The following is a 22,727-nucleotide window of genomic DNA, read 5'->3' on the forward strand; positions in this document are numbered from 1 at the left end:
CGGCTCTCGAGATTTGCGGGCCCAAGCCGATGCACCTCGCCCGCCAAGCAGGCGTGACAGGGACGGCGGCACATCCATCCGGACAAGAACCTTGAAGTAGCGCAAAAATTTTTGCAGGTCCTCTTGACTAGAAATCCGCGTATTCCTAGGTCGTTTGCCGCCCGGGGGCCGGTTCCGGACCCGGATTTTGGACATCGCTGAACCTACCCAAGGAGGATGTGCATGCATTTCCGCCCGTTGCACGACCGTGTGCTCGTGCGCCGCATCGATGCCGAGGAGAAGACCGCCGGCGGCATCATCATTCCCGATACCGCCAAGGAGAAGCCGCAGCAGGGCGAGATCATCGCCGTGGGGCCGGGCGGGCGAAACGAGCAGGGCCAGCTCGTGCCGCTCGACGTCAAGGTCGGCGACCGGGTGCTGTTCGGCAAGTGGTCGGGCACCGAGGTCAAAATCGACGGCGAGGAGCTGTTGATCATGAAGGAAAGCGATCTTCTCGGCGTGGCCGAGCAGGCCGGCACGCTGAAGAAGGCGGCGTAACGCTGACAGCATCGAACGGAAAGGAGTTTAACAACATGGCTGCCAAGGACGTGAAGTTCGCGACCGAGGCCCGCGAGCGCATGCTGCAGGGCGTCGACACACTGGCGAATGCGGTGAAGGTCACGCTCGGTCCAAAGGGGCGCAACGTCGTCCTCGAGAAATCGTTTGGCGCTCCCCGCATCACCAAGGACGGCGTCACCGTCGCCAAGGAGATCGAGCTGGAGGACAAGTTCGAAAATATGGGCGCCCAGATGGTGCGCGAGGTCGCCTCGAAGACCAGTGATCTCGCCGGAGACGGCACCACCACGGCGACGGTGCTGGCGCAGGCCATCGTCAAGGAGGGCGCCAAGGCCGTCGCGGCCGGCATGAATCCGATGGACCTCAAGCGCGGCGTCGACCTTGCCGTGGATGCGATCGTCGCCGACCTCAAGTCGCACGCCAAGAAGATCACCTCTAACGACGAGATCGCCCAGGTCGGCACCATCTCGGCCAACGGCGACACCGAGATCGGCCGCTTCCTGGCGGATGCGATGCAGAAGGTCGGCAATGAGGGCGTGATCACGGTCGAGGAAGCGAAGAGCCTGCACACCGAGCTCGAAGTGGTCGAGGGCATGCAGTTCGACCGCGGCTACATCTCGCCCTATTTCGTCACCAACGCCGAGAAGATGAAGGCCGAGCTCGAAGATCCCTATGTGCTGATCCACGAGAAGAAGCTGTCGGGCCTGCAGACCGTGCTGCCGCTGCTGGAGCAGGTCGTGCAATCCGGCAAGCCGCTCCTGATCATCGCGGAGGAGGTCGAGGGTGAGGCGCTGGCGACGCTGGTCGTCAACCGCCTGCGCGGCGGCCTGAAGGTGGCAGCCGTCAAGGCGCCGGGCTTCGGCGACCGCCGCAAGGCGATGCTGGAGGATATCGCGATCCTCACCGGCGGCACCGTGATCTCCGAAGATCTCGGCATCAAGCTCGAGAACGTCACCGTGAAGATGCTGGGCCGTGCCAAGAAAGTGGTGATCGAGAAGGAGAACACGACGATCGTCGACGGCGCTGGCGCCAAGAAGGACATCGAGGCGCGCAGCCAGCAGATCAGGGCGCAGATCGAGGAAACCACCTCGGACTACGACCGCGAGAAGCTGCAGGAGCGCCTCGCCAAGCTCGCCGGCGGCGTCGCGGTGATCCGGGTCGGCGGCGCGACCGAGGTCGAGGTCAAGGAGCGCAAGGATCGCGTCGACGACGCTCTGCATGCGACCCGGGCCGCGGTCGAGGAAGGCATCCTGCCGGGCGGCGGCGTGGCACTGCTGCGCGCGCTCAAGGCGCTCGACGGCGTCAAGACCGCCAATGCCGACCAGAAGGCCGGCGTCGACATCGTGCGGCGCGCCATCCAGGTCCCGGCGAGGCAGATCGTGCAGAATGCGGGTGAGGACGGCTCCGTCGTCGTCGGCAAGCTGCTCGAGAACCAGACCTACACCTGGGGCTTCAATGCCGCGACTGGCGAGTACCAGGATCTGGTGCAGGCCGGCGTGATCGATCCTGCCAAGGTCGTCCGCACCGCCTTGCAGGATGCGGCCTCGGTGGCCTCGCTGCTCATCACGACCGAAGCGCTGGTGGCCGAGAAGCCGAAGAAGACGGAAGCGCCGAGCGCTCCCGCGATGGACTTCTAAGGACGGGCGAGCCCGGCCGAACGGCCGGGCTCGTTTGCCATGGATCTGTGACTGTGTTCTCGAACGAAAGGAGGATGAAATGATCAAGGATCGTGCTTTCTCCGCTCGCGGGGAAACCACTCGGAAAACGTTGCGGCGGCTCGCCGCCTTGGCCGTTGGGGCTGGCCTCTCGCTGGTGCCCTTTGCGGCCTTTGGCGCCGAAAGCCCCGGCCCTGCCGCCAAGACTGCGGACAGTTTCGAGCGGCTCGCCTTGCCGCCGATCCCGTACCTGGACACGATGCCGTGGTCGAGCTGGGATCGGGGCAGCCCGACCATGAAGGTGGACACATTGCTGCCGGTCCTCGGGCCATCCGGGATCCGGCTCGACCTCACGCCGCCTGATCGAGACAAGCCGGAGCCCGCCACGAGCTGAAATGGGGGAGCGGCCGGCGAGGCCGCTCCTCATCGTTCAGCCACTCATCGCTCACGCGAAAGGAGGATCATCAGATGAGAGGCATTGTCCTCGCCGTCGCTGTGTTGGGCATGGCCAATGGGCTTCAGGCCAAGGAGGCCGACACGCCTCGCGCCGAGATGCGGAGCTCGGCCGAGCCCGCCCGGCAGCTTGCGACCACTTCCGTCGGAGCGTCTCGGAGCAATCCTGAGCAGTCCGGCCAGGCTGAGCGCCAGAGCCGGGAGTTTTCGCCCGAACGTCTCGTCCCCGATATCTGCAGAGGATGCTGATCGGCCTTGGCCGATCAGCATTCTTCTTCGCTCGCCTAACGCGACGTTGCAAGGCGCGCCTCATCGAGGCGCGCGGACATCTTCGCCTTGATCCGCTGCAACGCGCGCTGCTCGATCTGCCGGACGCGCTCGCGCGAGATGGCGAACTTGCCGGCGAGCGCATCCAGCGTCTGCTGCGGCTCGCCGAGATATCGCGCCTCGACGATGCTGCGCTCCCGCGGTGACAGCGCAGCGAGTGCATCGGCGAGGGCAGCCTTGGTGCGTTCACGGTCGGCCGCGTCCAGGAGCAGACTTTCCGGATCGGGAGAGGGATCCACGAGCCGGTCCTGCCATTGGTCGCCTTCCGTCTCGACGCTGATCGGCGCGTTGAGCGAGATGTCGCCGCGCAGCCGGCCGTTCATCTCGGCGACGTCGGCTTCCCTGACGTCGAGATGTTTGGCGATAGATGTCAGCTGATCCGTCCGGAGATCGCCATCCTCCGCGACGCCAAGTCTGCTCTTCAGCTTGCGCAGGTTGAAGAACAGCTTCTTCTGCGCAGCAGTGGTGCCCAGCTTGACGAGCGACCATGATCGCAGGATGTATTCCTGAACCGAGGCCTTGATCCACCAGGAGGCATAGGTCGCAAGCCGGAAGCCTTTCTCGGGATCGAACCGCTTGACGGCCAGCATCAGCCCGACATTGGCCTCCGAGATGAGGTCGGCGATGGCGAGGCCATAGCGGCGATATTGCAGCGCGATCTTCGCCGCGAGCCGCAAATGGCTCGTCACCAGCCGATAGGCGGCGTCACGATCGCCGCTATCGCGCAATCGCCTCGCATAGTCGGCTTCCTCCGATGCCTCGAGCAGCGGAAAACGATGGATCTCCTTGAGATAGCGGGATAGCCCGCTTTCCCCGTGAAGGGCAGGAAGTGAGGCAACCAACATCGCGCCCTCCCTCACGAGCACCGTTCGCCCCGATCAGGGGCGCCTTGCCGATCCAAGCGATAATCTGAGTGAAGCGCCGAGAGCGGCGCGGTTCGAGCGCAGTCAGGTTTCATGGCCAAATCCTCGTTAGAGCAAGATGGTTGGACCACCGCGAACCTGATCCGCTGAGCCCGATCATGGCACCCAGACGCCTCAGGCCGGTGGGCGCCACTAGAATTTGGAAATGGCCGGAATGTTCCAGCGTGAACGGTCGTGACGGAAATTGCGATTGCCGTATGCCTTTGCCGCTGCAGACAGGCTCTTGAAACGCGGAGCCTTCATTCCAATCTGGTCCACGCAGGCGCCGATGAGACTGCACGCATGCTTGGTTCGTGGGATGGATGACTATCGTGATCTCGTGAGCGCAGCTCTTGCGCTGTTCTGCGCCGGCTTGATGTTGGTGGCCGGCCATCTCCTGATCGAATGGCACGCCAGAAGCACCGATCCCGGCATCGGAATCGAGGCGCCGAAGCGCGATGGCGCGCCCGCGCCGCTCATCTCGAACGGTTCGCCTCCGGACAGGCGGATGATCGAGCTTCCCGCCGAGATCAGGCGCAAGCGCGCCGCGTGAGTGGCCCTAGATCGCCCGCAGCCCTTCCTTGGGCATCTCCCGGATCAGCACATCGATGTCGCTCTGCTCCAGCGTTTCCTTCTCGAGCAGCTTTTTTGCGGCGCGGTCCAGGATCGGCCGCCGCGTGGTCAGGATGCCCTGGGTGCGCTGGAACACCTGGTCGACGATGGTTTTCACCTCGTGGTCGACCGCGGCCGCGGTCTCCTCGGCATAGTCGCGCTCGCGCGTCGGATAGGGGCGGTCAGGGCCGGCCAGGAAGTTGCCGGGATCGCGCTCATAGGCGACGCTGCCGAGACGCTCCGACATGCCGTAGCGCGTCACCATGCTGCGGGCGATATCGGTGACGCGGCGCAGGTCGTCCGCCGCACCGGTCGACAAGTGCCCGAACACGATCAGCTCCGCGGCGCGGCCGCCGAGCAGCACCGCCATCTTGTTTTCCAGCTCCTCCTTGGTCATCAGGAAGCGGTCCTCGATCGGCCGCTGGATGGTGTAGCCGAGCGCGCCGACGCCGCGCGGGATGATCGAGACCTTGTGCACGGGATCGGTCCCCGGCAGTGAGAGCGCGACGAGGACGTGCCCCATCTCGTGATAGGCGACGATCTCGCGTTCCCTGGGGTTGAGCAGGCGGTTGCGCTTTTCCAGGCCTGCGATCATGCGCTCGACCGCATTGTTGAAATCGCTCATGGTCACCGCCTCGGCGGCGCGGCGCGTCGCCAGCAGCGCGGCCTCGTTGACGAGATTGGCGAGATCCGCGCCCGTGAAGCCTGGTGTCAGCGCGGCAACGGCGTCTGCATCGACATTCTCGGCCAGGCGCACCTTCTTCATGTGCACCTTGAGGATCTCGATCCGGCCCCGCTTGTCTGGACGGTCGACCAGCACCTGGCGGTCAAAGCGGCCGGCGCGGAGCAGGGCAGGGTCGAGGATCTCGGGCCGGTTGGTGGCGGCGAGGATGACGAGCCCGGAGCGCGAATCGAAGCCGTCGAGCTCGACGAGCAGCTGGTTGAGCGTCTGCTCCTTCTCGTCATGGCCGCCGGCGAACGGGCCGATGCCGCGGGCGCGGCCCAGTGCGTCGAGCTCGTCGATGAAGATGATGGCCGGCGCCTTTTCGCGCGCCTGCTGGAACAGGTCCCGCACCCGCGCCGCGCCGACGCCGACGAACATCTCGACGAACTCCGAGCCGGAGATCGAGAAGAACGGCACCCTGGCCTCGCCGGCCACGGCCTTGGCGAGCAAGGTCTTGCCTGTACCCGGCGGGCCCACCAGCAGCACGCCCTTCGGCATGCGGCCGCCGAGCCGGCCATAGTCGGTCGGGTTCTTCAGGAAATCGACAACCTCGCGCAGTTCGTCCTTGGCCTCGTCCACGCCGGCGACGTCGGCAAAGGTGACGCCGGTGTTGGATTCGACGTAGACCTTGGCCTTGCTCTTGCCGATCGCCATCAGCCCGCCGCCGATCCCGCCGCCCTCGGCCATGCGGCGGCCGATGTACCACCAGACGCCGAAGAACAGCAGAACCGGCATGACCCAGGACAACAGGTCGCGCAGAAACGTGCTCTCGATCTGCCCGGTGAAGCGGACGCTGTATTTCTCCAGCTCCTGCGCGACATCCTGGTCGACACGCGTGGTGACGAATTGCTTCTGCCCGCCGGGCAGCGGCTCCTTCAGCGTGCCCTGCAAGGTGCGGTCGGAGATGCCGACCGCCTCGACTTTCCCCTGGCGCAGCAATTGCTGATATTCGCTGTAGGGGATCACCGCGATCTGGTTCGCCGCCGAGATCAGATACTGAATCAGGAAGACCGCGAAAATTGCGGCGATGGCGTATCCGATATTGAAACGGGCATTCTTGTTCATGCGAAGACCAGATCCGATCGTGTTACGCGGGCCGGGCTAACGTCGAGGCGCATTTGGCGCGCTCGCTCGGGCCCGGTGCGCCTCCGGACCTGCATGTTCACGACAGAACTTCTCCTGCTGCCATCGGTTCCAGTCATCCCAAACGCGGGCTCGGCAGCGCCGGACGCAGGCGATCGAGATGCCGGGCAGCGATAAGGCCCGGTTGGAGGCCGGGCCTTTGCATCAGTTCACCAGGGATACCAGTAAGGATATGCCGCCGGATAATACCGGACGGTCCGGTAATAGCGGGGGCCATAATAGTATCGCGGCGGACCATAGACCGGCGCATAATAGACCGGAGGTGCGGCCGCGGCGGCCAGCGCTCCGGTGAACATGCCGAGCGCGATGGCCGGACCAATGCCTGGACCGCCCCAATGATGATGATGGCCCCGCCAATGGGCCGAGGCCGGCGCAACGGTTCCGATGAGGAGCGTTGCTGCCGCGGCGATTGCAAGAGCAAGCTTTCTCATGTGACTTCCCTCGACTTATGCCCGCGCAAGCGGGCTTCTCAATCCTTTGCATGAGTTTCGGTCTGCCGGACACAGCCGGCAGCGTCTGAACTTAGGATGGGCGGCGACGACTTCAAGCCTCTAACCGACAATTGGCCAAGTGGAGAGAACAGTCAGATCGTGTCAATCGAAGAAGGGCTTCGAACGTCCCTGCTGGCGCGTGCCAATAGTGACTAAGTCCGTAAATTCAGCCTTTGGTCCATCTGCGAAGTTGCGCTGCGTCTCACAGAGGTCTGCTTATCGCGGCAGAGCGGTCCAGATTTGCTCAACCTGAGTTCTTCGCATTTTGACCCTTCAGCGACCTCCGGAGCCGTCCGCTTTCCCGCCGCTGTTAAGGTTGGGACCGCAGGCGGTCAGCTGCTTAATGAGCACACAGCCTAGGACAGCACCGGCGCGGTGGGTCCGCCTCTCCGTTGCCATTATGCCGCGGGCCGCGATGGAAACCGGCTCGGCGATTACGCGGTTGATTTGGCATCGAAACCTCCAATGGAGGGTGCCATGCAGAATTGGGAAGGGAATCGGGCGCAAAGTTTTGTGATGTTGCGAACCTGATCCTCGGCGCGGTACTGTTCGTTTCGCCCTGGATATTCGGTTTCGATGCGGGGACGGTCTCTCAAAACGCCGTTATCACCGGTATCGCCATCGCGATCCTTGCGGTCGCGGCGCTGGCGGCGTTCGCGGTGTGGGAGGAATGGCTGAACCTCGTCGTCGGCTTGTGGGCACTGGTGTCGCCCTGGGTATTGGGCTTCCAGGGAACCACCGCGATGACGGTGCATGTGATCATCGGCGCGGCGGTCGCAATCTTGGCAGCGATCGAGCTCTGGATTATGTCCCGCAACCCGCCGCGGCTGACCACCGGTAGCTGAGAAGCTGGATCGTTTGGCTCGTGGCATAGCTTCGCCGTCCTCGGAAAAACCTGTCCAGCCGACGCGGACGAAATTCGGTGCGGACCTGGGGCCGGCAGCTACTCAGCGCAGTCGGCCTTGGGTCAGCCGTAAGTGCCGCAGCTCGAGCTAGCCTTGCTGGACGGCTTACTCCCGGCGCCAAATTCCGAAAGTGCCGATGGAAAGGCCTTGCTCCGGGGCTAGGTTCATCGGGCATTCCGTTTGCGTCGGATTCCAAATTTGAATGCCACGGGGCATGATTTTTGGGACCAAGCTGCGTTTGCCATCCAACGGCAGACCTCTCGGTCCCAGCTCGTTTTTCGATCCGGAAAAACCTCCAGGCTGGGGCCGATGTGGTCTACTCCGGGCGTAAGCCGCCCCATCAGTACCAGCCCATCTTGAAACAGAGACCAAGCCAACCAGCGAGCGCGACTAGAGCGGCAATGTTGATGTACTTCTGAGCGTCTTGCATCATTGCACCGCAATCAAAGGCGCCCCGCAATTCGGAGCAACGGTGATTTGCCACTACCCGTTCCCCCTCTCTGCCCTTGACCAGATCAACAAGGTTCCGGTTTCTGGCGCTCGGTTCATCGCGGGAGCTCGGGGTTTCTCCACCTTATGTGCTTTGGCGTGTTCTTCTCGACCTGCGGGACCATGCGGGCGGGATCGGGACCGCCCGGAACGCCCCTGGGGCCGAGCAGCTCACGCGTAATGTCATCCTCGGTTCTTTCCGGCTCGACGCCGTTGATGGGCCGCTGTCGCACGGGAGCGACCTCCTGATGCCCACGGCAAGCTCAGGTCACCTCAGGCTTGAAGGTCTGCGGCTGCTGCTCTGGCGGCGGCATTTTAAAAGGAATGGGGAACGGCGTGCGCGCGAGGCTTACCAGCGCCGCCCGTTCCTCGGAGAGATGGCTTTCGATGTACTCGCGCTCCAGATCGGAAAGGCGGGTCTTGAGCAGCCGGTGGTAGCGGTGAATGCTATTGCGGTGGGTGCGCAAGCGGGCGAGCTTTTCTTCCAGTGTCATCATCGTCGTCCTCGACGGTTACAAGCAATCCTTTCCAAAAGAGGTCGGAGGAGCCCTCCGGCGTGAGACTTAGAGAGGCTTGATCTTGTTTCAAGATGGATCAGAAGATTGGACCAATTGCCTCAACCTCAAGCCAGCGTTCTGTACGCTCCGTGCTCCCCAGCGCGGGGCCGGATCATGGCAACCGAAAATCCGCCATGTGCTCTTGCATCGTCCCGTTGATGTCCGCTTGTGGCCCTCAGCCGACCATTGGGACCTCGCCCTCCGAGCACCGCTTTTGACCCATAGCAGAAGTCTGAGCCTGCACTCCAACCCCTCAACCGCCCGGGTCGAAACTCATTCTTGCGGTTGCACGTGCCTGACGCCGGAACGTGAGCATCGTCAGGGTCCCTGATCTCCTTAAACAATGGCATGGTCAGCAATCCAAGCGAGATGTGTAGCAGTAATGCTGTCGCAAATTGGCTTGCCATATTGCAATTCTAGGAGCGGGAACAAATGTTTCTCGCTTCGTGGAGCTGGGGGAGACAGAAGTCTGCGGCGGTTCGCGGATGCAACACTTTTGACCTTGGCCACTTTCAATGAGCTCGCCTGAACGGCTACGATGCCGTCACCAGAGAGCTTAGGAGCGCACATGAGACGGCGGGAGTTCATCACGCTTCTTGTCGGCGCGGCACCTCTGTGGCCGCTGACGGCGAGCGCGCAACGTTCAGCGGTAGCTGTTATCGGTGTGTTGTCCGTGGGTTTCCCTGACATTGCGAGTCCCTATGACGCAGCATTCGAAAGAGGTCTCGCGGAGAGGGGTTTCGTAGTTGGCAAAAACGTTACGATAGAACGTAGGTGGGCACGAGGAAACCACAGTAGGCTTCCGGAGCTCGCTCAGGAGCTCTTGCATTTCAATCCAGCGCTGATCATCGGAGGGGGCAATGTGGTTGCGCTCGCCGCAAGGAAAGTAACTTCAACCATTCCGATCGTATTCGTAATCGCGTCAGACCCCGTGAAGCTCGGACTGGCAAAGAGCTTCGCTCACCCCGGGGGCAACGCCACGGGCATATCTATGATGACAGCGAGGCTTGTCCTAAAGCGCCTCGAACTGATCCAGGAGCTGCTCCAGCAAAAGGCTACCGTCGGATTTTTGGTGAACCCTGACAATCAAGACTTGCTTCAGGAAATTGACGAAGTTGCCCGTTCGACCGGGCGGACCTTGAAAGTAGCCAAGGCGCGCAACCAGGATGAATTAGAGCCAGCTTTCAGGCAGCTTGTTAGCGCCCAAGTCGGTGCGGTCCTCGTCAGCAACGATGCGATATTTTTCAACCTGCGTGCGCAACTTGTCGCATTGGCCGATCGTCATTCGCTTCCGGCGTCCTATGAATTCCGCGAATTTCCGGCGGCCGGTGGCCTGATGAGCTACGGGCCGAGCCTTGTCGCAAACTTTGCAAAAGCCGGCATCTACGCCGCACGAATCTTGGCAGGTGCTCGGCCGGAGGATTTGCCCATTCAGCAGCCCACGGAGTTCAGTTTGGTTCTCAACTCAGCAACCGCGCGATCCTTAGGCATCGAAATCCCGCCATCACTGCTCGCCCGTGCGGACGAGGTGATCGAATAAGGCTCTACGCCCGATGTCGGCCCGTAGCGACCTTGCCGCGCGACCGCGACCGTCTGCATTCGATCCATTGCGGACTCATTTCCCTATCCTCGGTCCTGATTGCGCCCCATAATGCTCCGCTGTTTGGAGGCTAGTCATGAGGCGACGCGATTTCATGTCGACCCTCGGCGGACTGGCCGCAATTTGGCCAGTTGCCGCGCGCGCCCGGCAAAAGGAACGTGTCCATCGAATTGTTTATCTAAGTGCTCCGAGCCGGGAGTTGGTACAACGCGCGCTCGATGCTTTTCTGCGAAAGCTCCGAGAGCATAGTTGGGTTGAAGGCGAGAACTTCATCACTCGCTCTGACCTAATTCAGCGAGGTTCTTGCTGTGACGTTATTTTCGACTTATTCAACCCAAACGGCCCATCTCAGTCCCGCATACCTCCGTCGATCACACGGTCCCATGGCAAAATGCTAATGTAGTCATCCCCAGGCGTGGTCCTTGGAGGGTACATGCAGCGGCGGGAGTTCATTGCACTGATCGGGGCCATCGGTGCCGTTTGGCCGCGCAGCTTGATCGCGCAGCCCGCCCATCAGCTCATGAAGAAGATGCCTCGCATCGGTTTCCTGGCGTCAGTTCCGCACCAACGAATCGAAGCCTTCGATCGCGGACTCCGCGAGATGGGATATGTGGAGGGCGCGAACATCATCATCGAGCGCCGGTTCTGGAAGAATGACCGGGAACAACTGGCGAGATTTGCCGCCGAGCTGGTGGCTCTCGAAGTCGAGGTGATTGTGGCGTCCAGCACGCCCGAGGCAATTGCTGCCAGGGCAGTCACCGGCACGATCCCCATCGTGACTGCCACCGCAGACGCGGTCGGTGTCGGCCTTGCGGCAAGTCTTGCGCGGCCGGGTGGAAACGTGACGGGACTGACCGGGGTCGCAAGCAGCGGCAAGAATTTCGGGCTTCTGTTGGAGTTACTGCCACGGGCGTCGCGGTTCGCGGTGCTCCTCGACCCCGACAACCAATATCATGCACGGCTGATGGCCGACTTCCAGAAAACCGCCGCGGACCGGCAGGTCGAGATACTTCCGGTGATCAAACGCTCGGTGGAGGACATAGGCCCTGCTTTCCAGACCATAGCTTCGAAGGATATTCAGGGCCTGCTCGTGCTTGTGGACCCCATCGGGTTCGCCAACCGGCGCAAGATCATCGAGCTCGCCGCGCAAAACCGCATTCCGGCGGTGTATCACTGGCGTGAAGAAGCGGTCGAAGGTGGCCTTCTCGCGTATGGCCCTGACATCATTGACCTCAATCGCCGCTCCGCCGGTTATGTTGCAAAACTGCTGCGGGGCGCGAAAGCGGCCGAACTCCCGATCCAGCAGCCGGAACGCTTCCGATTGGTGATCAATCTTAAGACTGCTCGCGCTCTCGGTCTGAATATTCCAACCGCGCTACTCGCGACGGCTGACGAGGTGATTGAATGATGCTGCGCTGCATGAGTCCGCATGTGGCCCTTCAGCTGCATTGGAAGATTGCTGCTTCTCCGCTGGTGTTGGGGCTTAAGCGGACATCAGTCGACGGCCAGCCGCTTAATGCGTACACGGCCTTGCTCCCAGCGCCCGGATCACCGGCCAGGCCGCGAGCGCGGCGGCGAGATGTTTGAGCGTATGGCCCGAGACCATGTGGCCGGTCGCTTCGAACACGGTCACGTCTCCGAGTTCGAACAGCTTGGCCAGCACATAGAAGACGATCACGCCGCCGAGCGGCACGCCAAGCGCGCCGGGTCGCGGGCGTGTGAACGCGAGGCCCACGGCCAGCGCCATGCCGCCGAACTGCACCACCACCCAGGGCGTGAGATTCTCGCGTGCCACCCAGGCCGCCAACAGGCCCGCGATCATCGTCAGCACCAGCACCGCTTCGCCTGCGCGCGTGCTGATGCGCTCGCTGGCCGCGATGCCCAGAAAGCCCGCGAACGCGACCGCCATGCCGAGACGATCGGCGATGAGCCGTTGCGGCACGTCGGGGTCGAGATGATAGAAGCCCGAGCCGAGGCACGTGAGGATCAGGCCGACGAAGAACCAGTTCGCACCCACCGGCGCATCGTGGCGGGCACGCAGCCGTTCCGAGCCCCAGACGCCCATCGCGAGGAAGGCGAGATTGCTCAGCACGTCGCCGGCATTGGGCACGCCGAGGAAGGTGCGGCTATCGACGAAATGCGGGATGTGCCAGGCGGCGGCGGGCATCGTGGGCGCCAGAAGCGCGGTGAGCGTCAGGACGAGGAGCGCACCGATAAGATATTTCTCGCCGGTTTGAAGGGGGGCGTACGAGAGTCGGCGAACGACTGGCGGGACCAGTGCATTGGCCGGTTGAGCTTGGTCGCGCGCGCGCAGCATGAACATCTCCAGATATTGAACATTGTTCAATATTGGTAGCTCGAAAATGAACGGCGTTCAATGGGAAGTGTCGCGAGATTTCCGCAGCAAGCAAGATCTTGAAATTGCTTTGTTTTTGAATTTGAGCGGCCACCGCAGCCGTGGAGTGGGCAAAGCGAAGCGTGCCCACCATTCCGCTTATGATCGACATTCGTGGGCACGGCGCTGCGCGCCTTTGCCCCCCTACGAGACCGCGTTTGTGGCGCTAACCCGCCCCGATCTCCGCGACGATGCGGCCCGTCGTGACCTGCTCGCCTTCGGCGACGTCGATCGCGCCGACCACGCCCGCGATGCCGGCCTTGTGGACGTGCTCCATCTTCATCGCCTCCAGCGTCAGCACCGGCTGGCCGGCGGTGACGCGATCGCCGGGCTTGACGAGGACAGCGACGACGCGACCGTTCATGGCGGCGCGGACTTTGCCGTCGCCGCCATTCGTTGAAGTCGCCTTCGGCGCGGCGAGGGTGAGATCATTCGCCACCAGCGGGATGCCGCGGTGCTGGACGTACAGCCGATCGCCATCCCGCAGGAATTTTGCGCTGTCCACCACGCCGGCGAGGCGGAAGCGGATGGCGTCGAGATCGAGCTGATCGATCTCGAACTTATGCTGGCGGCCTTCGACGGCGACGGTGTAGCTGCCGTCGCGCTCGCGCATGATGTCGAGCTCGTGCGCATCGCCGCCGATGTCGATTTTCGCCGGCAGCGGAAAGGTGGCGGCAAGGCTCCGCCCGCCCTGCCACGATGGCGCGCGCGGGTTGGTGACGTAGAGCAGCAGGCCTGCCAGCGCGATCTCGAATGCCGCGTCCGCACGCGGCGCAAGCAGCTCGTTGCGATGGGCGCCGATGAAAGCCGTCGTCGCTTCCCCCTTGGCAAAGCCGGGATGACGCAGGCACGACAATAGGAACGCCTGGTTCGTCGTCACGCCGAACGCCGTAAGCTGCTCCAATCCGACGATCAGCCGTCCCCTCGCCTCCTCGCGATTGGCACCATGGCTGATCAGCTTGGCGATCATGGAATCGTAGAATGGCGGAATCTCCGAGCCCGGTTGCAACGCGTGCTCGACGCGGATGCCCTCAGGCACCTGCCAGCGCGCCATGCGGCCGGACTGCGGCATGAAATCCTGCGCGGCATCTTCCGAGCAGAGCCGCACCTCGATGGCGTGGCCGGAGAACTTGATGTCCTGCTGCTTCACCGGCAAGGGTTCGCCGCGCGCGACGCGCAGCTGCAGCTCGACGAGATCGAGCCCGGTGATCGCCTCGGTGACGGGATGCTCGACCTGCAGCCGCGTGTTCATCTCCATGAAGTAGAACGCGCCGCTCTGATCGAGCAGGAATTCCAGCGTGCCGGCGCCTTCATAGCGCAGCGCCTTGACCGCTGACACCGCGACCTCGCCCATTTTCGCGCGCAGCTCCGGCGTGACCGCCGGCGACGGCGCCTCCTCGATCAGCTTCTGGTGCCGCCGCTGCACCGAGCAATCGCGCTCGCCGAGATGGATGGCATTGCCGTGGCTGTCGCCGAACACCTGGATCTCGATGTGGCGCGGATTCTGGATCGCACGCTCGAGGATGACGGCAGCATCGCCGAACGCGGCTTTCGCTTCCGACCGCGCGCTGCGCAGGGCTTCGGGGAAGGATGCCGCGTCAGTGACGAGCCGCATGCCGCGGCCGCCGCCGCCGGCGACCGCCTTGATCATCACGGGGAAGCCGATCTTCCCGGCTTCGGCGAGCATGACCTCGTCGCCCTGCTCAGCGCCCTGGTAGCCGGGCACGATGGGCACGCCGGCCTTCTTCATGATCTCCTTGGCGCCGGCCTTGTTGCCCATCGCCTCGATCGCCTGCGGCGACGGGCCGATGAAGACGAGGCCGGCATCCTTGCAGGCGCGCGCAAACGCCTCGTTCTCGGCGAGGAAGCCATAGCCGGGGTGAACGGCATCCGCCCCGCTGGCCTTGGCCGCGGCCATGATCGCGGGGATGTTGAGATAGGATTGCGCCGGCAAGGCGTCGCCGATGCGCACGGCCTGATCCGCCTGCTTCACATGAAGCGCATCGCGATCCGCATCGGAATAGACCGCGACGACACCGAGGCCGAGTTTTCGCGCGCTGCGCATCACGCGCAGTGCGATCTCGCCGCGATTGGCAACCAGAACCCTAGAGAACGGCCGGTGCTGCACTGATCCGTTCCTCATGGGCGGGCCACCGAAAACTGCATGCGCTGGGGCGTGCGCGCATTGCCCTCGCGGCAGATCGCGAGCACCTCCGATAGCACCGCGCGGGTGTCGCGCGGATCGATCACGCCGTCGTCGAGCACGCGGGCGCTGGTCGAGAACACATCCATCTGGCCGTCGAACACGCCGATGATCTCAGCCTTCATGGCGTCCAGCCTGTCCTTCTCGATCGGCTTGCCGCGGCGAGCTGCGGCGGCCTCGGTCACGATCGCCATGGTCTCGGCGGCCTGCTCGCCGCCCATCACCGCGGTCTTGGCGTTGGGCCAGGAGAAGCAGAAGCGCGGATGGAAGCCGCGGCCGCACATGCCGTAATTGCCGGCGCCGAACGAGGCGCCGCAATAGATGGTGATCTGCGGCACCGTCGCCGAGGTCACCGCCTGGATCATCTTGGAGCCGTGCTTGATCATGCCGGCTTCTTCATAGGCCTTGCCTACCATGTAGCCGGTGGTGTTGTTGAGATAGAGGATCGGCGTGCGGGTCTGGCAACAGGCCTGGATGAAATGCGTCGCCTTGTTGGCGCCGGCGGGATCGAGCGGGCCGTTGTTGGTGATGATGCCGATGGCCTGGCCCTCGATGCGGGCATGGCCGCAGACGGTGGCCGGGCCGTAACTCGGTGCCATCTCGGTGAAATCGGAATCGTCGACGATGCGCGCGATCACCTGTTTCATGTCGACCGGGCGCTTGTGGTCCATCGGCATGATGCCGAGCAGCTCGTCCTGGTCATAGCGCGGCGGCTTGAACTGCGCCGACGCTTTGCCCGGCCGCTCCCATTGCAGCGCGGCCATGATCTCGCGCGCGATGCGCAATGCGTCACGATCGTCCTCGGCGAGGTAATCGCCGAGGCCGGAGATCTGCGTATGCATCTCGGCGCCGCCGAGCTCTTCCTCGGTCGCGATCTCGCCGGTCGCGGCTTTCAGCAGCGGGGGCCCGGCGAGGAAGGCGCGGGTGCGGCCGCGGACCATGACGATGTAGTCGGAGAGGCCGGTCTGATAGGCGCCGCCCGCGGTGGAGGAGCCGTGCGTGACGGTGACGACCGGCAGACCGGCAGCGGAGAGCCGCGCCAGGTTGCGAAAGATGTTGCCGCCGCGAACGAAATCCTCGACGCGGTAGCGCAGCAGATTGGCGCCGGCGCTTTCGACCAGTTGCACATAGGGCAGCTTGTTCTCCAGCGCGAGCTCCTGCACCCGCAGCGTCTTGTCGAGACCGTAAGGCTGCAGCGCACCGGCGTCGATGCCGGAATCGCTGGCGCTGACCATGCAGCGGATGCCCGAGACGAAGCCGATGCCGGCGATGACGCCGCCGCCCGGCACGCTCTTGCTCGCATCCGGCACGTCGAACATGTAGCCCGCCAGCGTCGAGAGCTCGATGAAGGGCGCGCCGGGATCGAGCACCAGCGCGACGCGCTCGCGCGGCAGCAGCTGGCCGCGCTTGTGGAAGCGGTCCTTGGCCGCGGCGGACGCGGCGCGCGTGCGCTCCTCGAGCGCGCGCATGCGGTCGATCAGGCCGAGCATGCCGTCGCGGTTGGCTTGGTAGGCGGCGCTGCCGGGGGAGATGGTGTTTTCGATGGTGGACATGACTTGATCCTGCTCGTCATTGCGAGGAGCGAAGCGACGAAGCAATCCAGACTGCATCCGCGGAAAGATTCTGGATTGCTTCGCTTCGCTCGCAATGACGGGGCGATACCTTACCTGTTCGTCCCAAAGATCTTCCGCGCCTCGGCGGGGCTCGCGATCTCGCGGCCGGCGCGCCTTGCGCAGGCGGCGACGGCTTCGATCAGCTGGCCGTTCGACGTCACTTTCTTGCCGTCGGCGAGATAGAAGGTGTCCTCGAGGCCGGTGCGCAGATGACCGCCGAGCTCGGCGCAGCGCTGGTGCAGCGGCCAGATCTCCTCGCGGCCGATGGCGGTGACCTGCCAATGCGCCTCGGGGCGCTTCAGCTTCAAGAGGATCGGCAGCAATTCAGGATCGGCCGGCATGCCGGAGGCGACGCCCATGACGAAATTGTACTCGAGCGGGCCGTTGTACATGCCGACCTGGTGGTACATGCCGACGCAGCGGACGATACCGACGTCGAAGCACTCGAACTCGGGGATGGTGCCGACCGCGTTCATGACGTCAAGATAGTCCTTCACCTTCTCGACCGAATTGTCGAACATCATCGGCGGCCAGGCCCAGCTGTTGTCGGCCTTCACCTTCAGGTAGTTCAGCGAGCCTGCGTTGCAGGCGGCAATCTCGGGCTTCGTCTCGCGGATGCAGTCGAGCGCGCCTGAGTAGTTCGGCCCCGACACGCCCGAGGTGTGGTTGATGATCACGCCCGGGCAGGCTTCGCGGATCGCCTGCTGGATCTCCTTGCTGACCGCGAGCTCCCAGGACGGCAGATGTCCCTTGCCCGGCGCCTGCTGGCGCAGATGGATGTGCATGATGGACGCGCCGGCCTCGAACGCAGCCCTGGCCTCGCGCGCCATCTGCTCGGGCGTCACGGGCACGTTGTGCTGCTTGGGGTCGGTGAGCACGCCGTTCAGCGCGCAGGTGATGACGGCCTTGTCGCTCATGCGTTCACTGTCTCGCACGTTGAGAATTCAACGCTTGCGATCATGTGACGCGCGACATGCGGCTTCTTGCGCGGAGAAGCTGGGAAAAACGACGAATTCGTAGGGTGGGTTAGCCGAAGGCGTAACCCACCACTGTCTGCCTCCGTGAAATTGACGAGGTGGGTTACGCCGAGCAGCTGCGCTTCGCGCATCTGATCGGCTAACCCACCCTACGAAGCCTCCGCCATCCGCACGGTCTCGGTGCTGCGGTAGATCGCAAGATCGCGCGAGCCGACGAAGATCGCCCGCGGCTTCAATCCGTAGAAGCGGCGGATCGAGTGGCTGAAATGCGTGGAATCGGGATAGCCGATGTCCTGCGCCAGATGGGCGAGGTTGAGGTCCTGGTTGGCGAAGTGCAGCAGATACCGCGCGCGCTTCCAGGCGCGGAAGGAGCGGAACGAGATGCCGGTCTCCTCCTTGAACAGGTGCAGGAAGCGCGAGGCCGAGAGGCCGGCTTCAGCGGCGCAGGTATCCGCCGTCACCGGCTCGCCGGAGAAGCGCTCGATGCGGGCCACCGCACGCATCACGCGCGGATCCAGCACGCGGCGCGGCAGCGCCTCGCCAAAGCACATCTCGTCGAACTCGGCCGTGGTGATGTCGCCATAGCGGCGCTGACGCAAAAGTGCGTAGGCGGCGAGGATCTTGCGGGCATAGGCGGCCTGATCGGGTCCGGTCAGGCGCGCGGCCAAGGCTTCAATCACGCCATCCGCCATGCTTTCCGGCTCCAGCGTCACGCTGATGACGGTGCGATAGTCGCTGGCGATGGAGTGCCGCTGGTTCGGCAGGGTGACGAACAGCTCGCCGGTGGCGAGAACGTCGTCGATGGTCAGGTGCAGATTGCCCTTCACCGCGACATAGACATGGCAGCAGCCGGGTGTCCGTTTGCGCGGACGGCCGAGCAGGCCCGCATAAAACACCCGCTCCGGCGTGATCAGCATCAGGTGGTCGGATTCGCGACCGTTATATTCCATTGGGTTCCTCCTCGCGCGGCTCTCTGGCCGCTGCGGACGGAGGTCACCTTAGCGGAAATTTGGGCGCTGTCACGGTAGGATAGCGCTGTCAAAAGACATGGCGCGTCGTAGACGCGCAATAACGCGACCGGGAAACGCGAGGTTCCGGGATCGCGCTTCCGCGCCCCGGAATGACAGCCTCCCTTACGCCCTCACCCTCGGCGCAACATCCTGCTCTTGCCCGGCCTTTTGCTCCGCAGCAACCGCGCGCTTATAGCCGTCGCGCTGCTGCAGACGCGACCAATAGGCTGCGACGTTAGGGCCAAAATCCTTGGCAAGCCCGATATTGCTCGCGAGCCGAAGCGCGTAACCGATGACGATGTCGGCGGCGGTGAAGCGGCCCGCGCACAATGTTTCGGCATTCGCCGTCGCTGCCTCAACGGCGCGCAGTCTGCCCAGAAACCATTTCGCGTAATCGGTGGCGACCTGCGGGTTGCGGCGCTCCTCCGGCTCGAGCTGGGTGTATCTCAGCACCAGCGTCTGCGGGAAGGTTAACGTGGCATCGCTGAAATACATCCAGTTCAGGAACGCGCCGTAGGCGGGATCCTCAGGACCGACCATCAACGGCGTCGGGCCGTATGTGATGCCGAGGTAATGGCAGATGCCGGAGGATTCCGTCATCCTGGTCTCGCCGTCGATCATGAAGGGAATGGTGCCGAGCGGATTGAGCGCGAGATAGTCCTTGGCGAAGACGCGCGGCGGGAACGGCAGCATCTTCAATTCATAGGGCAGCCCCATCTCCTCCAGCATCCAGAGCGGACGGAACGAGCGTGCGGCGTCGCAATGATACAGCGTGATCATCAGGCGTTTCCTTTGCTGCCCGGCAGCGTCCCCATCATCTTGCACAGGACCATCAGCATGACCTCGTCGGCGCCGCCGCCGATCGAGGTCAGACGGCTGTCGCGATAGGCGCGGCTGACCGGTGTCTCGTTGGTAAAGCCCATTCCGCCCCAGTATTGCAAGCAGGCGTCGGTGAGCTCGCGGCCGAGCCGGCCGGCCTTCAGCTTGGCCATGGTCGCAAGCCGCGTCACATCCTCGCCGGCGACCAGCTGCTCGCCGGCGCGATAGATCAGCGCGCGCAGGAGCTCGACCTCGGTCTGCATCTCCGCGAGCTTGAAGTGCACGACCTGGTTGTCGAGGATGGACTTCCCGAAGGCTTTGCGGTTGCGGGTGTATTCGATGGTCTGGTCGATGATGTATTCGTGCGCCTTCAGACAGGCGGCCGCGCCCCACAAGCGCTCCTCCTGGAACTGGATCATCTGGTAGGTAAAACCCTGGCCCTCCTCGCCGATCCGGTTGCGCTTGGGCACGCGGACATTGTCGAAGAAGATCTGCGCGGTGTCGGACGAGCGCATCCCCATCTTGTCGAGTTTGCGCGCGACGGTGACGCCCTTGCTCTTCATAGGCACGCAGATCAGCGACTTGTTGCGGTGAACGGGGCCGTCGCCGGTGTTGGCGAGCAGGCAGATCCAGTCGGCCTGGGTGCCGTTGGTGATCCACATCTTGCCGCCATTGATGACGTAATCGTCGCCGTCAGAGCGCGCCTGGGTCTTGATCGAGGCGACGTCCGACCCCGCACCGGGCTCGGAGACGCCGATGCAGGCGACGTAATCGCCCGAGATCGACGGCGCCAGGAATTCGCGCCGCACCTCATCCGAGCCGAACCGCGCCAGTGCGGGCGTTGCCATATCGGTCTGCACTCCGATCGCCATCGGCACGCCGCCGCAGGTGATGGCGCCCAGCTCCTCCGCCATCATCAGCGCGTAGGAATAGTCGAGGCCCGAGCCGCCGAATTCGACCGGCTTGTTCAGGCCGAGGAAGCCGAGGCTGCCCATTTTCTTGAACAGCTCGTGCGCGGGGAAGATGTCGGCCTTTTCCCACGCATCGACGTGCGGATTGATCTCGCCCGCAATGAATTTCTGCAGGGAGCGGCGGATGTCGTCGTGATCGGCGGTGAATAACATTTTGTCCTCTCGTCATTCCGGGGCGCGCGTAGCGCGAGCCCGGAATCCATTTGTCTACGGTGTCTGCGGCCCGATGGATTCCGGGCTCGCTTCGCGCCCCGGAATGACGGCCGTAGTCACAACCCCATCTGCCGCGAGGCCAGATCCTTCATGATCTCCTCGGTGCCGCCGCCGATGGCGTTGACCTTGACCTCGCGGTAGATGCGCTCGGCCTTGATGCCGCGCATGAAGCCGGCGCCGCCGAAGATCTGCACGGCCTCCGAGGCGCAAAAAGCCATGGTCTGCGTCGCCTGGTTCTTCATCATGCAGATTTCGGCGACCGGGCTCTCGCCCTGCTCGAGCCGCCAGGCCAGCATCTCCAGCATCGCTTGCGATGCCGCCACCTTCTGCGCCATGTCGACGATCTTGTGGCGGATGACCTGGTGCTGCGCGAGCGGCTTGCCGAAGGTCTTGCGCTCCTTTGCGTAGGCGATGGCCTCGTCAAGGCAGACCCGCGCAAAGGCGGTGCAGCTCGCGGCCATGCCCATGCGCTCGCTGTTGAAGTTCTGCATGATGATCTTGAAGCCTTGGCCCTCCTCGCCGATCAGGTTCGCGGCGGGCACGCGGCATGCATCGAAATACAGCGTCGCGGTATCGGAGGCCCACCAGCCCATCTTCTTCAGCTTGGTGCGCGACAGTCCGGGCGTATCGCCGTCGATCAGGAGCAGGCTGACGCCGCCGGCGCCCTCGCCGCCGGTCCGCACCGCAACCGTCAGGTAGTCGGCACGCATCCCTGAGGTGATGAAAGTCTTCTCCCCGCTGACGACGTAGTGATCGCCGTCGCGCCGCGCGCGCGTGCTCAGGTTGGCAACGTCGGAGCCGCCGCCCGGCTCGGTGATCGCCAGTGCGGAGATCTTCTCGCCTGCCAGCACCTGCGGCAGCACGCGCGCCTTCACCTCGGCGCGTGCGGCCCGCGCGATCGGGGGAGAGCCGATCGTATGGCTCATCAGGCTGGCGCTGACGCCGCCCGCCCCGGCGCGCGCAAGCTCCTGGCTCGCCACGATCTTCATGAACTGGTCGGCGGCGATGCCGCCATATTCTTCCGGAAATCCAAGTCCCAGCAGGCCGATTCCAGCCGCCTTGCGATAGAGCGCGCGCGGGAATTCGCCGGCTTCGTCCCAGTCATGGGCGAAGGGCGTGATCTCCTTCTCGACGAAGCGCCGCATCACGTCGCGGAACGCGTCGTGCTCGGCGGTATAGAACGGGCTCTTCATCGCGAGACTTGCCTCGACCGGTTTCGTCTCAGCCACCATGGCTCGAACCTCGGCCGCTCACTTGCGCGGAGTGGCTGATTGGCGCGGACGCTTCGAGCGTGGACGTCTTGTCCTGGGGTCACAGCGTCAGAAACAGCGCAAACGGCTCTTCCACCGTGCGGCGCAAGTGCTTTCGATACAAGGCGTGGTTGGGATCCTCGGGCGCAACCCGGCCCAAGGAAGGTTTTGGGATATTCCTGAGCGGCACATAGGCGATCGGCGCGGCGATCGGCGTGAGCTGCGAGCCGGGCCCGGCGCGCAGCGTCGAGATGATGCCGTACATCTCGCCTGATACCGTCGGCCGCGACACCGTGATCACGCGGTGCTGGCCGTGCTTGATGATGACGAGGTAGATGAAGCCGGACTGATGTGGGACGGCGACCTCGCCGGTATGCTCGTAGGCGGCATCGGTCCGCTCACCCTCGCGAAAGACCAGCGACGAGAGCTTCGGCTCCCAGGCGATCTCGGTGCGATAGGCGAAGATCGCGTCCTTGTCGCCGAACGACGGCCGCAGGGTGATGTAGACGTCCTCGAGCCAGGTCACTGCGCGGTGGGCATAAGAGCCGAGGCTGTCGGGCGCGACGTCGTTTGCGGCCGGCGGCGTCGCCACGATGACGCTCTTGCGCAAGGAGACGCCGAGCGCCTGCTCCAGCCGGACGGTCGTCGCCAGCGTGAACGGCCGCCGGCCGCCGAGCACCTTCTCCAGCGTCGACAGGCTGAGCTTGGCTTGCTCGGCCAGCGCCTGCCGGGACATCCGGCGCCGGGCGAGCTCCTCGCGAATGGTCTCGGCGATCTCGCGGCTCTGCTCGTCCGAAAGCTGATTGTCCGTGAGTTTGTCCTGCATCTTCACCGTCAGCCCCGCTCCAGGCCGGTCACTCTAG

20 protein-coding genes are annotated in these 22,727 nt (G+C 63.9%); 7 read left to right on the forward strand and 13 right to left on the reverse strand.

Annotated features, from left to right (window positions below; all coding sequences use genetic code 11):
• Nucleotides 1-222: 222 nt before the first annotated feature.
• From groES to I6F28_RS23120, 3 genes are all read left to right on the forward strand, one after another.
• Nucleotides 223-537, forward strand: coding sequence for a co-chaperone GroES (gene groES / locus I6F28_RS23110; protein ID WP_036002037.1), 315 nt, complete (start codon nucleotides 223-225; stop codon nucleotides 535-537).
• Nucleotides 538-572: 35 nt separating this feature from the next.
• Entirely contained in the window at nucleotides 573-2,192 is a 1,620-nt protein-coding gene (gene groL, locus I6F28_RS23115; RefSeq protein ID WP_225131536.1) for a chaperonin GroEL, read from the forward strand.
• Between the two features lie 79 nt (nucleotides 2,193-2,271).
• Nucleotides 2,272-2,604 carry a hypothetical protein gene (locus I6F28_RS23120; RefSeq protein ID WP_036002054.1) on the forward strand — a complete coding sequence of 111 codons (333 nt, stop codon included), beginning with the start codon at nucleotides 2,272-2,274 and terminating at the stop codon, nucleotides 2,602-2,604.
• Nucleotides 2,605-2,947: 343 nt separating this feature from the next.
• On the opposite strand, the gene rpoH is transcribed toward I6F28_RS23120, so the two are convergent.
• Complete coding sequence (gene rpoH, locus I6F28_RS23125) at nucleotides 2,948-3,835, reverse strand: RNA polymerase sigma factor RpoH (RefSeq protein WP_225141219.1); 888 nt, start codon at nucleotides 3,833-3,835, stop codon at nucleotides 2,948-2,950.
• A 376-nt stretch (nucleotides 3,836-4,211) separates the two neighbouring features.
• Here rpoH and I6F28_RS23130 point away from each other — a divergent pair, with 376 nt between their 5' ends.
• Complete coding sequence (locus tag I6F28_RS23130) at nucleotides 4,212-4,445, forward strand: hypothetical protein (RefSeq protein WP_109142125.1); 234 nt, start codon at nucleotides 4,212-4,214, stop codon at nucleotides 4,443-4,445.
• 6 nt (nucleotides 4,446-4,451) lie between these two features.
• On the opposite strand, the gene ftsH is transcribed toward I6F28_RS23130, so the two are convergent.
• Both ftsH and I6F28_RS23140 read right to left on the reverse strand, forming a co-directional pair.
• The gene (gene ftsH / locus I6F28_RS23135) at nucleotides 4,452-6,293 is read right to left on the reverse strand and encodes an ATP-dependent zinc metalloprotease FtsH (protein ID WP_225141221.1); all 1,842 of its coding nucleotides are present in this window, start codon (nucleotides 6,291-6,293) and stop codon (nucleotides 4,452-4,454) included.
• Nucleotides 6,294-6,520: 227 nt separating this feature from the next.
• A complete protein-coding gene (locus I6F28_RS23140) occupies nucleotides 6,521-6,802 on the reverse strand; it encodes a hypothetical protein (RefSeq protein ID WP_057030022.1) in 282 nt (93 codons plus the stop codon).
• Nucleotides 6,803-7,347: 545 nt separating this feature from the next.
• Between I6F28_RS23140 and I6F28_RS23145 the strand changes: the two genes are divergently transcribed.
• On the forward strand, nucleotides 7,348-7,707 hold the full coding sequence (locus tag I6F28_RS23145; protein WP_225141224.1) for an SPW repeat protein: 360 nt from the start codon (nucleotides 7,348-7,350) through the stop codon (nucleotides 7,705-7,707).
• 812 nt (nucleotides 7,708-8,519) lie between these two features.
• Here I6F28_RS23145 and I6F28_RS23150 read toward each other — a convergent pair.
• A complete protein-coding gene (locus I6F28_RS23150) occupies nucleotides 8,520-8,753 on the reverse strand; it encodes a hypothetical protein (protein ID WP_346656744.1) in 234 nt (77 codons plus the stop codon).
• A gap of 628 nt (nucleotides 8,754-9,381) precedes the next feature.
• Here I6F28_RS23150 and I6F28_RS23155 point away from each other — a divergent pair.
• On the forward strand, nucleotides 9,382-10,353 hold the full coding sequence (locus tag I6F28_RS23155) for an ABC transporter substrate-binding protein (protein WP_225141226.1): 972 nt from the start codon (nucleotides 9,382-9,384) through the stop codon (nucleotides 10,351-10,353).
• 493 nt (nucleotides 10,354-10,846) lie between these two features.
• Nucleotides 10,847-11,821, forward strand: coding sequence for an ABC transporter substrate-binding protein (locus tag I6F28_RS23160; protein WP_036002174.1), 975 nt, complete (start codon nucleotides 10,847-10,849; stop codon nucleotides 11,819-11,821).
• A gap of 105 nt (nucleotides 11,822-11,926) precedes the next feature.
• Here the strand turns inward: I6F28_RS23160 and I6F28_RS23165 are convergent, their stop codons facing one another.
• The 9 genes from I6F28_RS23165 to I6F28_RS23205 form a co-directional block, all read right to left on the reverse strand.
• Complete coding sequence (locus tag I6F28_RS23165; protein ID WP_225141228.1) at nucleotides 11,927-12,760, reverse strand: hypothetical protein; 834 nt, start codon at nucleotides 12,758-12,760, stop codon at nucleotides 11,927-11,929.
• A 214-nt stretch (nucleotides 12,761-12,974) separates the two neighbouring features.
• Entirely contained in the window at nucleotides 12,975-14,951 is a 1,977-nt protein-coding gene (locus I6F28_RS23170) for an acetyl-CoA carboxylase biotin carboxylase subunit (protein ID WP_225141230.1), read from the reverse strand.
• Nucleotides 14,948-16,564: an acyl-CoA carboxylase subunit beta gene (locus tag I6F28_RS23175; protein ID WP_225141232.1), complete on the reverse strand. Its 1,617-nt coding sequence runs from the start codon at nucleotides 16,562-16,564 to the stop codon at nucleotides 14,948-14,950. The genes I6F28_RS23170 and I6F28_RS23175 overlap by 4 nt, the downstream gene beginning before the upstream one ends.
• Before the next feature lie 110 nt (nucleotides 16,565-16,674).
• Nucleotides 16,675-17,541: a beta-keto acid cleavage family enzyme gene (locus tag I6F28_RS23180; protein WP_225141234.1), complete on the reverse strand. Its 867-nt coding sequence runs from the start codon at nucleotides 17,539-17,541 to the stop codon at nucleotides 16,675-16,677.
• Nucleotides 17,542-17,750: 209 nt separating this feature from the next.
• Nucleotides 17,751-18,551 (reverse strand): helix-turn-helix transcriptional regulator, encoded by an 801-nt coding sequence (locus tag I6F28_RS23185; RefSeq protein WP_036023887.1) that lies wholly within the window; start codon nucleotides 18,549-18,551, stop codon nucleotides 17,751-17,753.
• Nucleotides 18,552-18,734: 183 nt separating this feature from the next.
• Entirely contained in the window at nucleotides 18,735-19,391 is a 657-nt protein-coding gene (locus I6F28_RS23190) for a glutathione S-transferase family protein (protein ID WP_225141236.1), read from the reverse strand.
• The gene (locus I6F28_RS23195) at nucleotides 19,391-20,554 is read right to left on the reverse strand and encodes an acyl-CoA dehydrogenase family protein (protein WP_225141238.1); all 1,164 of its coding nucleotides are present in this window, start codon (nucleotides 20,552-20,554) and stop codon (nucleotides 19,391-19,393) included. Before I6F28_RS23195 ends, I6F28_RS23190 begins: the two co-directional genes overlap by 1 nt.
• Nucleotides 20,555-20,670: 116 nt before the next feature.
• Nucleotides 20,671-21,807, reverse strand: coding sequence for an acyl-CoA dehydrogenase family protein (locus I6F28_RS23200; RefSeq protein WP_225141311.1), 1,137 nt, complete (start codon nucleotides 21,805-21,807; stop codon nucleotides 20,671-20,673).
• Nucleotides 21,808-21,925: 118 nt separating this feature from the next.
• Entirely contained in the window at nucleotides 21,926-22,690 is a 765-nt protein-coding gene (locus I6F28_RS23205) for a helix-turn-helix domain-containing protein (protein ID WP_249782034.1), read from the reverse strand.
• Between the last annotated feature and the right edge of the window lie 37 nt (nucleotides 22,691-22,727).

The organism is Bradyrhizobium sp. NBAIM14, assembly GCF_020193895.1.
Lineage (GTDB): Bacteria > Pseudomonadota > Alphaproteobacteria > Rhizobiales > Xanthobacteraceae > Bradyrhizobium > Bradyrhizobium yuanmingense.

Bases quoted from the DNA above. Each gene is read 5' to 3' on its own strand.
- groES (WP_036002037.1), top strand. From the start codon at position 223: ATGCATTTCCGCCCGTTGCACGACCGTGTGCTCGTGCGCCGCATCGAT.
- groL (WP_225131536.1), top strand. From the start codon at position 573: ATGGCTGCCAAGGACGTGAAGTTCGCGACCGAGGCCCGCGAGCGCATG.
- I6F28_RS23120 (WP_036002054.1), top strand. From the start codon at position 2,272: ATGATCAAGGATCGTGCTTTCTCCGCTCGCGGGGAAACCACTCGGAAA.
- rpoH (WP_225141219.1), bottom strand. From the start codon at position 3,835: ATGTTGGTTGCCTCACTTCCTGCCCTTCACGGGGAAAGCGGGCTATCC.
- I6F28_RS23130 (WP_109142125.1), top strand. From the start codon at position 4,212: ATGGATGACTATCGTGATCTCGTGAGCGCAGCTCTTGCGCTGTTCTGC.
- ftsH (WP_225141221.1), bottom strand. From the start codon at position 6,293: ATGAACAAGAATGCCCGTTTCAATATCGGATACGCCATCGCCGCAATT.
- I6F28_RS23140 (WP_057030022.1), bottom strand. From the start codon at position 6,802: ATGAGAAAGCTTGCTCTTGCAATCGCCGCGGCAGCAACGCTCCTCATC.
- I6F28_RS23150 (WP_346656744.1), bottom strand. From the start codon at position 8,753: ATGATGACACTGGAAGAAAAGCTCGCCCGCTTGCGCACCCACCGCAAT.
- I6F28_RS23155 (WP_225141226.1), top strand. From the start codon at position 9,382: ATGAGACGGCGGGAGTTCATCACGCTTCTTGTCGGCGCGGCACCTCTG.
- I6F28_RS23160 (WP_036002174.1), top strand. From the start codon at position 10,847: ATGCAGCGGCGGGAGTTCATTGCACTGATCGGGGCCATCGGTGCCGTT.
- I6F28_RS23170 (WP_225141230.1), bottom strand. From the start codon at position 14,951: ATGAGGAACGGATCAGTGCAGCACCGGCCGTTCTCTAGGGTTCTGGTT.
- I6F28_RS23175 (WP_225141232.1), bottom strand. From the start codon at position 16,564: ATGTCCACCATCGAAAACACCATCTCCCCCGGCAGCGCCGCCTACCAA.
- I6F28_RS23180 (WP_225141234.1), bottom strand. From the start codon at position 17,541: ATGAGCGACAAGGCCGTCATCACCTGCGCGCTGAACGGCGTGCTCACC.
- I6F28_RS23185 (WP_036023887.1), bottom strand. From the start codon at position 18,551: ATGGAATATAACGGTCGCGAATCCGACCACCTGATGCTGATCACGCCG.
- I6F28_RS23190 (WP_225141236.1), bottom strand. From the start codon at position 19,391: ATGATCACGCTGTATCATTGCGACGCCGCACGCTCGTTCCGTCCGCTC.
- I6F28_RS23195 (WP_225141238.1), bottom strand. From the start codon at position 20,554: ATGTTATTCACCGCCGATCACGACGACATCCGCCGCTCCCTGCAGAAA.
- I6F28_RS23200 (WP_225141311.1), bottom strand. From the start codon at position 21,807: ATGAAGAGCCCGTTCTATACCGCCGAGCACGACGCGTTCCGCGACGTG.
- I6F28_RS23205 (WP_249782034.1), bottom strand. From the start codon at position 22,690: ATGCAGGACAAACTCACGGACAATCAGCTTTCGGACGAGCAGAGCCGC.